This is a genomic window from Porticoccus litoralis (assembly GCF_030676955.1).
In the GTDB taxonomy this organism is placed as follows: Bacteria; Pseudomonadota; Gammaproteobacteria; order Pseudomonadales; family Porticoccaceae; genus Porticoccus; species Porticoccus litoralis.
The window spans coordinates 113,315-127,928 of sequence record NZ_JAUUUU010000004.1 but is presented as its reverse complement, the minus strand read 5'-3'; the positions used below and the strand labels follow the sequence as shown (position 1 = coordinate 127,928).

Genomic DNA, 14,614 nt, shown 5'->3' with positions numbered 1-14,614 from the left:
TATCTCAGAGTTAAATCTTTACGGAGAGGCTGGTGTAGCATCCAATATATCAATATCCTGTTCACGCCAGTAAAAGGTATTTGGCCTCTGATCACCCAGAGTAGTTTGCTTAGCTCCAGACAGCCCAACTTCAGGTGAAATAGCCGTCACACCACCATCAATCCCTGCAGCAAGATCCTGATAGCGATCAGCTTTATTAAGAGAGGTACCTTCTGCCTTTCCAGAAAGGTGGTAATCGGGAGAACCATCTCTAATGGATACTTGGTATAGACGGCTGATGCCTATATTGGGAGCACACTCTCCATCCGCTTCTCCACCTTCAGGCAAATAAGTGGTGAAGTTGATGTTACCTCCGGAAATCAGGGGTATCGACAGGTTCTTCTCACCGGTTGCCTCAAGCTCCAAACTCCAGCCATTGATTAACTCATTAGGAGAGCATACATTGCCCCCATCCTCATCGTTATCGCTGTCGTTGAGACAATCGTCCGTGATATTCAGTAGATCATCAATATAGTAAGGGTCTCGACCATCCACACCAGCATCGTCACGTGGACTGGAATCGGCATAGATAATTCGATCTTTCAAAAGGAAAAACCGATTATCGATATCTGATGGCGCCGACTGCGGGTGAGTACGATCTCCGGAACCGATAGCAATGCCATCGTAGGCACCAATCGAGTCCCGATACTTCACGACACTCAGACCGTGATAGAAGCGTCGGTCGCTGGTAGTGCCTACCGAACCACCCAGTTCTGCAAACTTGGTTGCGCGCCAATAATTTTGTCTGAACGTCGTATCATAGTCGTCATCATCACCCGCATAAGACGGGTTAAACTCCGGAAGCTCAAAGCGCCAGATCACACCCCCAGTATCGCCAACATAAACCCGGTCTGTAATACCATTGCCATCAGAATCCACCGGAGTTACCGCTGCAGTAATACTATGTATTAAACCATCATGGTGATATTCAGTACTGGACTGACCACCCTCTGAATTCCCGTAGACCGCCTTCCAGATCAATTGCCCGGTGCGAGCATGCACCATAAACAATGCAGCACCGACAGGATCCCGGGGTAACTTTCCGTCAGTGGTATCACTCACATCGTAGTTAACATCATCACGTCCTATACGGGTGCCATCATCATTCCAGCCACCGTAAAGACCACCACCAAAAATCAGCACGGGGACCGGCACATTCTCTACGCCTGAACCGCCGTCGTACTGATTGATCGAACCGGCATCTTCAAAGCGAACCCAAGCTTGTCTCGGTGTTGAAAAACTTAACCCCAGCTCGGCAAAATCTGCACTGCCATCGTTAGTGATTTGCCAAAGCAGAGTCGGTTGTTCCTCGGGGGCCGACACGTCCAGGGCATAGTAGGATGAACCGCCACGACGCAAACCGACATATACGTAGGCCTTATCACAATCCAATTCGGTTACATCATCATCAGGGTCCGGGTCCGTGCCACCCGGATCACAAAATGTATTGTTGCCTCCAGCACCACGTTCGATATTGCCATCCCGATCGTTATCAATCACAAAGGCAACCGGCGGCAAATCAACTCCATAGGGCTTGTTCTCCCCAACGAAGGTTTGGCCAATCAAGTCCTTAACATTCGCCAACAGTTCCCTTGGCATAAAGGCCCACTCTTCAACACCGGATTGACTGCCATCGGGGTCCGTATTGCGAATCGAATGGAGAAAGCCATCATTAGTACCAAACAGTACACGAATATGAGGATTAGCTGAATCCGTGTAATCGGTATCGTCAAGACCGTAATTCATTGTCAGGGGCCGGGAGTGGAGCGGATCACCCATCAGCCAGGGTCGAGCATCATCCGTATCACCATCCGCATCCCAATCAAATACATCAATACCTCGCACCCATTTCAGTAGAACCTGAGCGGCTTCTGCCCGTTCAGCATCACTAATAGACAGGCCAAAATTCAAACCGGCGAGGCTCTCAATCTTAGTCACAAACGTTGTGTCAGTAATGTAGGTTTCGGGATTCAGCTCATCCTCAATCTGAACGCCAAGCAATCTCTGAATCTCATCATCTTCTGCCAGGCTCCCAGCAGCTGAACTATCAGCGTTCAGGGCAATCAACGCATTTCCGCCATTTGCAGTGCCGCTGATGTCATCACTAACAGGGCTGATAAATAACTGGCGACCATCCAACTCGCCAGCGGCCCAGGTATCGTTGGCAGCTGTAGGGGAGATCGTCGCGGCACTACCGTCATACTCACGGTAGCCGGGCAATTTGTGGCCTGCACCGCCCTGGGTTATGAAGCTACCATCTGTGATCTCGGTATCTGCCGTATCCTCTTCGACAACCGCAACATCGTCCGCGTTTACATCCGTCCAGAACGTGCGCGCCCCATCACTGACACGCCCGGTGGTGGCATCAAACGCCACCGCATCATTGGCATCTCTAATGACCGTCGAGGTAGTTCCATTTTCAAGTAGTGTGGTATCAATGGTGAGCTTCTTGACATTGCCAGGCCAGAATGGGTAACCATTTTCATCCACCTTAAAAATGGCCAGGTACATATCCGGTAGGGATTCGGTACGGTTCTGTACGTTTACCGGCACCGACGCCGCGGTGAACGACGTGCTTACAGAGGCAATACTGTCAAAAATGCTTTTTAGGGTCTCCAGCAGCAACTCAGGGTCTTCCGAAGCGGGATAAGGTGTCTCGGTGCCACCCGCTTGGGCATACTGGGTAGTTTTGGTGTTGAGCTGATCTACAATAAAGAAGGAGGTGACATTCTGCACCCCTTCAACATCAAGCCCCACATCAGTACTGGCAACGTCGGTATTGTAGAGCTTTGCAATAATTTCCGGGAAAGCGTTATCTCCGGAGGTGTTGCCCAACTCCAGGCCCTGTTCGTTGTTGCCGTTGCCGATATCTTTGCCGATTGCGGTATTCCAGTCGGCATCCTGCTGTGAGACCTGGAATAGGAAGTTAACCGTATAGGTCTTTGAACAGGTATAGTCACCGTCGGCATAGGGGCTGATATATTTATCCCCATCGGCATTTTCAATCCCCTTGTCCCAGACAACCCAGGGAGAGATCACGTTACCGTCACCATCAAGGTTTCTATCGCCAGTTATGGTCGTGTTTTCGCAACCCCGGTCGGTTTCAAAATCACAACCGTTATTGGCATAGTCCTGGTCCAGATTGTAAAGCCCTTTCCCCTGCTGTCGCTCGCTGTTGAAATCGGACCAACCTTTATGGCCATTGAGAACATCACCGCCAATCAAGTAGCGGTAAAGTTCGAAAAACAGCTCCCGGCCCTGGTAAGGGTGGGCTAGATTACCCTGGGGCACAGGGATGCTAGCCAGAATATTTAACAACTCCTCCTTTGAGGCCTGTCCCGCAGCAGATTCATCGATGACCTCAAAACCGCGCAGAATATAACCACCGTCACTACACCCCTTATCATTGTTAAGGTCACCATCAGTAGCGGTACAGTTATTCTCGTTTTCATGGCTCATCATAAAGCCAATTTCAAAACCCTTCGGGGCAATATAATCAAACACGACCCTAAAAACTGCCCTGAGCGCATCAAACAAGGTCAAGTCGTCGCCATCGCCGACTATCCCCTCTTCACCGATGGCCGCGTAAATTTCACTGCCCAGTTCATCATCACAGTCGGAAATGCCCGGATCGGAATGGTAGGTACACTGGGGACTCCCCAGGTTAGGGCGCCAGTCCAGAGAAAGCATCACCTTGGAGGGAGCGGGGTCTTCATCTGCCGGGACACCAAAGAAAATCTCCGTGTCATCAGCCATAACAGGCGCTGTCTGCAGCACTGTAACAAGACCTAACAATTGGAAGAATCTAAGTTTTTTCATTTTTCGATAACACCTGTATCAGGCGCCCTCCTTGAAAATCATTTCCTAGTCGGCAGCGATAGGAATATGCGCATATTTGTCCAAATCGCCCTTGACTGATGAGACTTGACTACAGTCACTCGCCACGGGGTTAATAATATAGACACCCTCAGCCTGATGAGACACACCCTGATTATTGGCTGCGTTGTTGAAGTCAGTTTCAGTTTCAAAATAAAACGCACAATCATCTTCATCCTGACCCGCCCCTCTAGGAGCCCGGCCTTCCGCCAAATAGTGGGTCATATATTCGACTGTTGCTCCGGTGCTAGTCAGCTTTGTGGAGAGATTGTCATCAATAGTCAGGGTGTTTGCATCGCACTCACTGTCGGGATCGCTATGGCCGGTACTGCATAGGGTTTTATCCGTCTTAAAGTTTGCTTCAACCGCCACATCATCAGGTGTTGTGGACGCTTTCCAGCGACTGATTACGGACTCGTTTACGGCCGCAGCCAATTCATAGGCTTCCACGCGAGACTGTTCATTACCAGCCATCAAAAACTCTAACGTGCCCGATTTCATGGTGCTCAATGCCAGGATGCTTAAAAGCAACAAAAAGACGATAGATATCAACAAAACCGCACCCCGCTGACGGGAATGAAACTGTGACGACTGCGCTATAGTTTTTTTCATTAAAACACCCATTGATCATGACCCGCCGATGGAAATAGGGTTGCGGACAGATACTGTTGTCGACATTGCCATACGGTAAAACTGATCTGTTGGAGTAGTAACCGTCGTACCACCACCTAGGCGGTAGCTTTTCGATTCCGCGGGCATGGAGTTGATCTGATTAAGGCTTCTCACTAACACATGTATACGAACAGCGACGATAGCATCAGTATCTTCACCCCCTACTACTGGTGGGTAGGTGTCGCCTGAAACAAACTGGTCAGGAACATCATCTCCGTCAATATCAATACCTAGCTCATATTGGATGTTTTCAATGCCCTGCACCAAGCAGCGCTGACCAGAGATGCTAGCACCATTATCCTGCAATTCTTTTTTGCAAAGGCTGGGGACTTCTTCATCAGTTCCCACATAAAATAAGGCAGCCTTGTACTCCCAAACATCATAACCACTTTCAAAATCATCAAGTGAGCTCCAATTGCCATCCGCCTCATGATCTGAACCTTGAGCAAGTTCGGTCTCGCCCTGACCACGGTTTTCAGTCAACAGGTAATAGCGCTCATTATCCAAGTCTTCCAAATCATCCGGGAGCTGCCAATCGCCATTATCAATTACAGCGGTATCAGATACTCGTTTGACGACCAGGATATCCGTACCATTAACAACCAGACCATCCGTTAAACACTGATAATAATCATCTGTAGTGGTATCTGAATTATCTAAAACTTCCAAGGGGGAGGCGATATGGTTAGTAGGGTCAGATGGATCTTCCGGTGTAGCGCCTATAAGCAACCACTCCTCACCCGCCGGCCCACAATCATTTCCACTTACCGCACCACCATTGACATCAACAGCATCCGGTTCACCACCAAAAAAGCCGGCCATGCCAATTTCTCGCGACAACAAGCGCAAAGCATAACGACCATTTTCTTGTACCCTTGCTACTTCATCATCTTGTACAAAATTGTTTTTTCCTTCCAGGAAGACGCTCACAATGGCCGCAGAAAGTAAAAGCCCTAGTAATAACGCAACCATTAACTCGATGAGAGTAAATCCGCGATGTGTTGAGAGTCGATTAATCGACTTAGGAATTTTCATAAACCGCTGCCTCACACATCTGCCACAAACGTATTGAGTTGAATCCATTGCCGCAGTTCCAAGGTGTCAACGTAATTTTCAGCCCCGCACGCTGGTGCATTACTCTGATCCAATTCCGTCTTGCCCTGCCACACAATAACAACGGTCAAGTAGTTGCCATTATTGGTTACACAGGCCATTGGATTGATCAAACCACCAGATACCGAGGCTCCGTCTAACAACTGATCCCATTCCCAAAGATCAAAAGTGGCTAATTCTGCCGTAGTGCACTGTGCCGTTGTGCAGTTCGGATTGGGCTCGCCAAGAGCGCCAGGATCAAGATCCGAGACTACATATGCATTTAGCTGTTGGGGATTACTACGCATTCTCTCTAACAAGTTCTGCGCAAGATAGGTAGCCGTAGTCCGCTGTGTAGACTCAAAATTAAGCCGTTTGGCATTAATTTGCAGGCCAACGTATCCCAGAATACCGACCGACAGAACAAGCGCAGCGATCAGCACCTCAATCAAACCAGCACCTTTTGATTGGCGATGACTCAAAAAGTGAGGGCTATGGTTATTTATTGGTTTATGGGCAATCTTCATCATCATCCAGACCTTTTTGCACACGCGCTCTACCCGTCAAGTTAATGGATATTTTTCTAGCTATATCATCCTCATCTTCATTATCAGCCCCAGCATCGGGTGAGCAGAGGCGGAAAGAACCTAAACTATTCCCACCAACCTCGCCAAAAGGATGAAATGTCAAAGTATCTGCAAATGCTGATGTTCCATGTAAGGTATAACCGGAGGGAAGTGACTCATTCACCAGCAGCACAGTTTCATCGCCACCTGAGTCAAGAACACCATCCCTGTCAATGTCATTGAAAACAATCCAACCTTGCTCCCAACCAATCGCTGAATCCATACAACTACCACCCCCGGAACTGTCAACACCAGAACTGATACACATGGTGACAGACTGGTTGCGCTTAGCCGCCAAAGATCTGGCATGGTTAATACTGGCTATAAAATTATTGGTTTCAGTAGCAAGCCGATTTTCGATAATTGTCGCCCTGAAAAAAGGCGCACCCAAAGCCAGAATGATGGCCACCAGTGCGACGGTGATCATCAATTCAATGATGGTGAAACCTCTGTTCCTTGTTTTTGTATCCATGTCGCCTCTATAGCAAATCAATTTCAGTGTTTCGCACACTTCCGACTAACGGACAAATAGCAAGACGAGTCACTATTGACTTAGACATACCGGTCGAAAAATCCGATAGGCGGTCTTCTTCAGCTTAAAAAAAATATCTCATATTTTTCTAACGAAGCTCTTTTGGCATGGAAAAACTGATATTTTCTTCCCTGCCTTCAACCTCTATGGGCTCGACACCACCCAGCTTTTTCAGGGTGTTTACAACATCTTTAACCAACACTTCCGGGGCTGAAGCACCCGCTGTAACCCCGACTTTTTGCTTTCCTTTAAACCAATCAGGGTTGATGTCCTCGGCCCTGTCAATCAGGTAGGCATTCGAACCACAGCGCTGAGCCAGCTCTCTCAGCCGGTTAGAGTTTGAACTATTGGGGGAACCGACAACCAGAACCAGATCACACTCCAGGGCAAGCTGCTTCACTGCATCCTGCCGGTTCTGTGTGGCATAACAGATATCGTTCTTTTTTGGACCGGTAATCGCTGGAAATTTGGCGACCAGGGCGTCAATCACCTTCGCCGTATCATCCATGGATAAAGTCGTTTGAGTGACATAACTTAAACTAGCAGGCTGCGTTACGTTGAGTTTGGCAACATCCTCTTCGTTTTCCACCAGGTATATATTGCCACCTTGACTGGTGTCGTACTGCCCCATGGTCCCCTCAACTTCAGGATGGCCCTGGTGCCCGATCAGAATGCATTCGCGACCATCCCGGCTATAACGCACCACTTCCAGATGCACCTTCGTAACCAGAGGGCACGTAGCATCAAAAACCTTGAGCTGTCGTTCTTCCGCTTCCGTTCTGACAGTCTGAGAGACGCCATGGGCACTGAAGATAACGATCACACCATCCGGAATTTCGTCCAGTTCGTCCACAAACACTGCGCCACGCTGCCTCAGCGAGTCAACGACAAACTTGTTATGGACAACTTCATGTCGCACGTAAATAGGTGCACCGAATATATCGAGTGCGCGGTTAACAATCTCGATTGCCCGATCAACACCGGCACAGAACCCTCGGGGATTTGCGAGCCTGATCTCCATCAGTGGGTCACCGCTGGTACCACATCGACAATTTTGACGGCAAAAGTGATCGTGTGCCCGGCTAGTGGATGATTAAAGTCGACCATTACAGTGTCACTATCCACTTGAGTCACCACACCCGGCAGCTCCGCCTGGTTTGCATCGGCAAACGACAGCATCAACCCTGGTTCCAGCTCCACATCCTCGTCAAAATCCTTGCGGGAAAAGCGCTGGATATTACTTGAGTTATGGGGCCCGAAACCCTGCTCTGGACTGATATCAAAAGTCGCTTCTTCACCGGGATGAAGACCAAACAGAGCCTCTTCAAAACCTGGCAGCAGATTTCCATCTCCGACCACGAATGTTGCTGGCTTGGCTTCAAAGTTTGAGTCCACTTCCGAACCATCTTCCAGCGCCAGGGAAAAGTGCAAAGTGACTTTGGTATTTGGCCCCACTGGCAATTCAGAAATATCTGACAGGTCACTCATGTTTTGTATCCTCCACCCCATTCTCCTTTCCGGATAACAGGCTTTCCAGTATCAGTAATATCGCTCCGCAGGTAATCGCCGAATCGGCAATATTGAATGCTGGCCAGTGATAATCCAGATAGTACACATCTATAAAATCGACCACATAACCGAGCACCATGCGATCCCACACATTCCCCAGCGCACCGCCCAGCACCAGGGCAAGAGCCATACCAAGCAGCTTTTGTGAGTGCTTGATTCTCCACATCCACAGGATGATAAAGAGGCTAACAGCAAAACCCAGCAGGGTAAAAAACCAGCGTTGCCAGCCCCCGGCATTGCTAAGAAAGCTAAACGCAGCACCTAAATTGTGTACCAAAGTGAGATTAAAGAACGGCGTCACACTCAAGGTCTCACCATACTGAAATTGACTTGAGACCAACTGCTTGGTCCACTGGTCAAAAACAATGACCACAACCGCCAGTAAATACCAGCGTATAACAGACCAGCCTGGTGATGTCATTGGCACGCCAACTCAAGCATACAGGCGCTGCTCGCCCGCACCCTCAACGTTTTCTACACACCGACCACATAATTCCGGGTGCTCAGGATTGGCTCCCACATCCGATCGATGGTGCCAACAACGCACACACTTTTCATAGCCGGTCTTTTCGACGGAAAGCCTCAAACCCTCCATTTCTGTGGCTTCGGCGCTACCAGACTCGCTGATAGGTTTGAGCAGCGCATCGGAAGTGATCAGCACAAATCGCAGCTCATCACCGAGTTTAGCCAAGGCAGTTTCGAGCTCTGCTTCCGCGTACAGGGAAACTTCCGCTTCCAACGTCTTCTGGATGCCAACCTCTTTTTTGCCTTCCAGCACTTTGTTTACTGCATTACGGGCCTTTGAGATTAGTGTCCAGTCTGCATCGGAAATACCGCCTTCCTCTACCTTAGGTAACGCCCACCATTCCTGCAGGAATACGTAGTCATGACGCTCTCCCGGGAGGTAGCTCCAGATCTCGTCAGCGGTGAAACTCAGAATAGGTGCAATCCAGCGTACAAAGGCTTCGGCGATGTGATAAATCGCCGACTGAGCAGAGCGGCGCGCCAGAGAATCCTTCTGACAGGTATATTGACGATCCTTAATGATATTCAGGTAGAAGCCTCCCATATCCGTTACGCAGAAGTTGTGCAGCTTCTGGTAGATATGGTGAAACTGATAGTTCTCATAGGCGGCCAGAATCTCTGTCTGCAGCTTGTCTGCTCGTCTTACAGCCCACTGATCCAGAGCCAGCATTTCATCAATGGCCACCAGGTCTGTAGCGGGATCAAAACCATCCAGGTTCGAAAGCAGGAATCGGGCGGTATTGCGCATACGACGGTAAGAATCAGCAGTGCGCTTCAGAATCTCGTCCGAAACACTCATCTCACCGCTGAAATCGGTCGCCGCCACCCACAAACGCAGAACATCCGCACCCAGCTCATTCACCACCTGCTGAGGTGACATGACATTCCCGAGGGATTTGGACATCTTGCGACCGTCTGCGTCTACGGTAAAACCGTGGGTCAATACGGCTTTGTAAGGGGCGTTTCCCTTGATCGCGATGGCTGTTTTCAACGAGGACTGGAACCAGCCACGGTGTTGATCAGACCCCTCCAGATATAAGTCTGCCGGATAGCGCAATTGCTCACGGGCATCCAGCACCGCTGAATGGGTCACGCCGGAATCAAACCAAACATCCAGCGTATCTGTCACCTTGCTGTACTGATCAGCATCAGCGCCCAGAAGTTCCTCGGCATTCAGGTCATACCAGGCATCAATACCACCCTCTTCGACCCGCTTTGCCACGGCCTCAATCAGCGTTGGCGTATCGGGGTGAATCTCACCTGTTTCCTTATGCACAAACAGTGCAATGGGCACCCCCCATGTCCGTTGTCGTGAAATACACCAGTCTGGGCTATTTTCCAACATCGCTTCAATACGCGCCTGCCCCCAGGAGGGGTGCCAGGCTACGTCCTTGACCGCTCCTTTCGCTTTATCCAGCAAGCCGTTTTGGTGCATACCGATAAACCACTGGGGGGTTGCTCGGTAGATAAGTGGTGTCTTGGTTCGCCAGCAATGTGCATAACTGTGGGTGATTTTTCCACAGGACAGCAGCTTGCCCTGCTCACGCAGCAGCTCGACCACCTGCTCATCGACCTTGTATACGTGCTCACCCGCAAAAATCTCAACTCTATCCCGAAAGCAGCCGTGATCGTCGATATAATTGAGGGTGCCAATGCCATACTTTCCACCCACCAAGAAATCGTCCATACCGTGATCGGGCGCAGTATGCACACAGCCCGTACCGGCTTCTGTGGTTACATGATCTCCCAGCAACATCGGAACCTGACGGTCGTAGAAGGGATGCTGTAACAACAGGTTTTCAAATTGGCTACCTTTAGCCCTGCCCACCACCTGATAGTCCATCACACCCCAACGGGCCATGACTGACTCCAGCAATTCCTCTGCCAGGAGATAACGGGCGACCCCGCAACCGGCATCACACTGCACCAGTACGTAATCGAGGTCCGGGTGAATACTGACAGCCTGGTTGGAAGGCAGCGTCCAGGGAGTAGTTGTCCAGATAACAACTGCGATCTCACCCTCACCTTTTACGTTACCCATTGCGTCGGTGAAAGCGGCCAGGTCGACCACAGGAAAGGCCACATCGATAGAAAATGATGTTTTATCCTGATACTCCACCTCGGCTTCCGCCAGAGCTGAGGCGCCAACCACACTCCAGTACACGGGTTTGAAGCCACGCACCAGATGCCCGTTTTCAATGATTTTGCCCAACGCGCGGATAATGTCAGCCTCGAATTTGGCATCCATGGTCAGATAAGGGTTATCCCAATCACCCAAAACACCCAAGCGTACAAAATCCTTCATCTGACCATCGACCTGACGTCGGGCATATTCTCGACATTTCTGCCGGAAGGTACGGTGATCGACCTTAACGCCCGCCTTGCCGATTTTTTTCTCCACCTGATGCTCAATGGGTAAGCCATGGCAATCCCATCCGGGCACATAAGGCGCATCGTAACCACCCAGCGTGCGCGACTTGACGACAATATCCTTCAAGACCTTGTTAACGGAATGGCCGATATGAATATCACCATTGGCATAGGGCGGGCCGTCATGCAGGATAAATTTATCTCTGCCCTGGCGCTGCTCGCGAACCTTCTGATACAAGCCCGTATCCTGCCATGCCTTGAGCATGGCAGGCTCGCGCTGAGCCAGGTTGGCTTTCATGGGAAAGTCTGTGGAAGGAAGGTTTAACGTCGTTTTATAGTCAGTCATGTTTTACCAGCATCAATTGAGTGATCAGCAAAGTATTGCCGTGCCACTGCAATATCGTTGTGAATTTCTTCTACCATTTTATCCAGCGAGTCGAATTTACGTTCGTCACGCACTTTATACTTAAATTCCACCTCGATTCTGCGGCCATATAGCGATCCGTCAAAATCCAGGAGATGTATTTCCAGTACCGGCTTAACGAGGTCACCCACCGTGGGCCTCACGCCCACATTGGCCACACCAGGCATGCAATCCGGGCCAGAAAAAACCTCGACCACATAGACCCCGCTTAATGGCGCCCGATACCGATTAAGTTGCACATTGGCAGTGGGAATACCCAGCTGCCTACCCAGCCTCTGCCCGTATACCACCCGCCCTGAAATTCGATAGGGGTGGCCCAAGAGATCGCTGGCGAGTTGAAAGTCACCCTGATCCAGGGCCTCTCGAACACGGGTGCTGCTGATGCGTTCTCCGTTATATTCCAGAGTCTCGGTATCAATGACCTCAAACCCTTTCACGCTTCCCACGTCTTGCAGCAAGCGGTAATTGCCGCTGCGGTCATGGCCAAAACAGAAATCATCTCCAACCACCAGACAGCGAATGCCCAGGCCCTGCAGCAATACCTGATCGATGAATTGCTGTGCCGACAGACTTCTCAGCAGGCGGTTAAACTGCAGACAAAGAATACGGTCAACACCCGCCTCCAGCAGCGCCTCTATTTTTTCTCGCAACCGCATTAATCGTGCCGGAGCCTGCTCTCCGGAAAAAAACTCCTGGGGTTGTGGCTCAAAAATAATGGCCACTGATGGGAGCCCGTATTGTGCAGCCTTATCTTTCAGCTGTCGCAGGATGGCCCTATGCCCCTTGTGGACACCATCAAACGACCCAATGGTCGCGACACAGCCCTTATACTCAGGTCGGAGATTATGCAATCCGCGAATAAACTGTATTTTTGTACCGGTCACCGGTCCCCAACCACTGGCGGTTATCCCTGAAAAAATGAAGGCGGGAGTATAACCCAGCCTCATAGGCGAAAACAGGCACCGAACATAGCGCTAAACGCAATTTATCAGGGCCACAAATCAACCTGAAAAGGTATTTGAACAGTGTGTTATCCGTTCGCCTGGTGACGGATATGGGCGTAGCGCAAACCACCCAAAAACAGGCAAATGGCATAGACCATGGCACCCGAGCCACAAATAATGGCCAACCACATGCCCCTTTGCCACCATGCCCACAATGACCAGTCATTCAGGTAATAATCGTAACCAAACAGCAATAGGGCCATAACGCCACTGGCAAACACCAGGGTCAATGCAAATCGCCTCCAACCGACTTCCGGTGTAAAGACATTCCGCTTGTACAGCCCACTGAATAACAAGCCGGCATTCAGCATGGCAGCCAGGGATGTCGCCAACGCCAGACCAACATGGCCAATGCCCCAGTAAATGTGAAGAGGTACAGCAAAAGCGATGTTTAACCCCATATTAGTGACCAGAGCGATAACACCAATTCTTACCGGGGTTTTCATATCCTGGCGGGCATAGTACCCGGGAGCTAACACCTTGATGAGCATGAACGCGATCAGCCCCAAGGCGTAGGCTCGCAGGCTTAATGTAGCCATGGCCATATCCCGCGCCGTAATCACCTCCCCGTAGTAAAAAAGGGACAATAAAATCGGCTCCGCCAGGATGATGAGCGCGACCGAAGCGGGTACGGCAATTAACAGAATCATCCGCAGGGCCCAATTCAAAGTTCGATTGAACACATCGGGGGCAGCCGCAGCATGTTGGCGTGAAAGGCTCGGCAGAATTACCGTGGCAATCGCCACCCCAAAAACACCCAGAGGCAATTCCGACAGACGATCTGAGTAATACAGCCAGGAGATGCTACCCGTTGGCAGAAAAGAGGCAATCATGGTGTCGAGAAGCAGATTGATCTGACTGACCGACACCCCGAATATTGCCGGAGCCATCAACTTCAGAATGCGTCTGACACCGTCGTCACGCCAATCCACTCGCGGTGAAGGCACCATGTGAATACGCGCAAGAAAAGGCAACTGGAATAACAACTGCACTACCCCTGCCACCAACACCCCCCAGGCCAGGGCAAAAACCGGAGTATCAAACCAGGGTGCAACTAGCAGGGCCGCAGCGATCAGCGTCACGTTAAGCAATACCGGTGTAAAGGCGGGAACCGCGAAACGGTCATAGCTGTTCAGTACAGCCCCGGCCAGTCCCGTCAGTGAAATCAGCAATAGATACGGGAAAGTTATGCGCAACATACTGCTGGCGGCAGCAAACTTGTCGGGATAATCCAGCCAGAAGCCAAAAGCAAACAGCCCTGTGACCAATGGGGAAGCCAAAACGACAATCAGTGTCAGGGTTATCAGCACCGAGCCCAGCACACCGGCAACGCTATCGATCAGCGCCTTAACTGCTGCGGGACTACCCTTTTCCCGATATTCCCCCAGCACCGGAACAAAAGCCTGTGAAAAAGCGCCCTCGGCAAAAAGGCGCCGGAAGAAGTTCGGTATTTTAAAAGCAACAAAAAAAGCGTCTGCGAGCGCATCGGCGCCAATGACCCTGGCAAACACGATGTCGCGGGCCAGTCCCAGCACCCTGGACAGCATGGTCATGGCGCCCACGACACCGCTGGATCGCAACAGGCCGGGAGCCGGTTTGGCCTCGGATACAGGCTTGGCGTTCAGTCTGGAGAGGGATTCAGCGTCACCCCGTTCAGCCTGTTTCTGGTCGTCGTCATGATGCTGCAAAACAAATGTCGCCTGTTTGCGAAAGCCTGCTGGAAAGAAGCCCAAATCATAGAGGCTTTATGGACTGGATGGTAGGGACATGCACGCCCTCGACGGCGATATCCACCAGAGTCGGCAAGCCCACCAGAATGACGGCCATACTGCACTTACAAATCGGGGTATTGTGTTGATCTATGGGGATAAACCCTGTATATTCC

The 14,614-nt window shown here is 50.5% G+C and carries 11 protein-coding genes; all 11 read right to left on the bottom strand.

Annotated elements, in window-relative coordinates; all coding sequences use genetic code 11:
* Positions 1-18 precede the first annotated feature (18 nt).
* On the bottom strand, positions 19-3,858 hold the full coding sequence (locus Q8A57_RS08810) for a pilus assembly protein (RefSeq protein ID WP_305170695.1): 3,840 nt from the start codon (positions 3,856-3,858) through the stop codon (positions 19-21).
* A gap of 45 nt (positions 3,859-3,903) precedes the next feature.
* Complete coding sequence (locus Q8A57_RS08805) at positions 3,904-4,539, bottom strand: pilus assembly PilX family protein (protein WP_305170693.1); 636 nt, start codon at positions 4,537-4,539, stop codon at positions 3,904-3,906.
* Positions 4,540-4,542: 3 nt separating this feature from the next.
* A complete protein-coding gene (locus Q8A57_RS08800) occupies positions 4,543-5,622 on the bottom strand; it encodes a PilW family protein (RefSeq protein WP_305170691.1) in 1,080 nt (359 codons plus the stop codon).
* A gap of 11 nt (positions 5,623-5,633) precedes the next feature.
* The gene (pilV, locus tag Q8A57_RS08795; RefSeq protein WP_305170688.1) at positions 5,634-6,209 is read right to left on the bottom strand and encodes a type IV pilus modification protein PilV; all 576 of its coding nucleotides are present in this window, start codon (positions 6,207-6,209) and stop codon (positions 5,634-5,636) included.
* Positions 6,190-6,777 carry a GspH/FimT family pseudopilin gene (locus Q8A57_RS08790; RefSeq protein ID WP_305170686.1) on the bottom strand — a complete coding sequence of 196 codons (588 nt, stop codon included), beginning with the start codon at positions 6,775-6,777 and terminating at the stop codon, positions 6,190-6,192. Before Q8A57_RS08790 ends, pilV begins: the two co-directional genes overlap by 20 nt.
* Positions 6,778-6,925: 148 nt before the next feature.
* Positions 6,926-7,858: a 4-hydroxy-3-methylbut-2-enyl diphosphate reductase gene (gene ispH, locus Q8A57_RS08785; protein WP_305170684.1), complete on the bottom strand. Its 933-nt coding sequence runs from the start codon at positions 7,856-7,858 to the stop codon at positions 6,926-6,928.
* Positions 7,858-8,325, bottom strand: coding sequence for an FKBP-type peptidyl-prolyl cis-trans isomerase (gene fkpB / locus Q8A57_RS08780; protein ID WP_439651664.1), 468 nt, complete (start codon positions 8,323-8,325; stop codon positions 7,858-7,860). Before fkpB ends, ispH begins: the two co-directional genes overlap by 1 nt.
* Entirely contained in the window at positions 8,318-8,827 is a 510-nt protein-coding gene (gene lspA, locus Q8A57_RS08775) for a signal peptidase II (RefSeq protein WP_305170682.1), read from the bottom strand. Before lspA ends, fkpB begins: the two co-directional genes overlap by 8 nt.
* A gap of 12 nt (positions 8,828-8,839) precedes the next feature.
* Entirely contained in the window at positions 8,840-11,647 is a 2,808-nt protein-coding gene (gene ileS, locus Q8A57_RS08770; protein ID WP_305170679.1) for an isoleucine--tRNA ligase, read from the bottom strand.
* On the bottom strand, positions 11,644-12,609 hold the full coding sequence (gene ribF / locus Q8A57_RS08765) for a bifunctional riboflavin kinase/FAD synthetase (RefSeq protein WP_305170677.1): 966 nt from the start codon (positions 12,607-12,609) through the stop codon (positions 11,644-11,646). Before ribF ends, ileS begins: the two co-directional genes overlap by 4 nt.
* A gap of 146 nt (positions 12,610-12,755) precedes the next feature.
* Complete coding sequence (gene murJ, locus Q8A57_RS08760; protein WP_305170776.1) at positions 12,756-14,354, bottom strand: murein biosynthesis integral membrane protein MurJ; 1,599 nt, start codon at positions 14,352-14,354, stop codon at positions 12,756-12,758.
* Positions 14,355-14,614: the final 260 nt, after the last annotated feature.

What these genes read in the sequence shown, in the direction of transcription:
- Q8A57_RS08810 (WP_305170695.1), bottom strand. Translation starts at nt 3,858, where the DNA reads ATGAAAAAACTTAGATTCTTCCAATTGTTAGGTCTTGTTACAGTGCTG.
- fkpB (WP_439651664.1), bottom strand. Translation starts at nt 8,325, where the DNA reads ATGAGTGACCTGTCAGATATTTCTGAATTGCCAGTGGGGCCAAATACC.
- lspA (WP_305170682.1), bottom strand. Translation starts at nt 8,827, where the DNA reads ATGACATCACCAGGCTGGTCTGTTATACGCTGGTATTTACTGGCGGTT.
- Q8A57_RS08790 (WP_305170686.1), bottom strand. Translation starts at nt 6,777, where the DNA reads ATGGATACAAAAACAAGGAACAGAGGTTTCACCATCATTGAATTGATG.
- Q8A57_RS08805 (WP_305170693.1), bottom strand. Translation starts at nt 4,539, where the DNA reads ATGGGTGTTTTAATGAAAAAAACTATAGCGCAGTCGTCACAGTTTCAT.
- ispH (WP_305170684.1), bottom strand. Translation starts at nt 7,858, where the DNA reads ATGGAGATCAGGCTCGCAAATCCCCGAGGGTTCTGTGCCGGTGTTGAT.
- ileS (WP_305170679.1), bottom strand. Translation starts at nt 11,647, where the DNA reads ATGACTGACTATAAAACGACGTTAAACCTTCCTTCCACAGACTTTCCC.
- pilV (WP_305170688.1), bottom strand. Translation starts at nt 6,209, where the DNA reads ATGATGAAGATTGCCCATAAACCAATAAATAACCATAGCCCTCACTTT.
- Q8A57_RS08800 (WP_305170691.1), bottom strand. Translation starts at nt 5,622, where the DNA reads ATGAAAATTCCTAAGTCGATTAATCGACTCTCAACACATCGCGGATTT.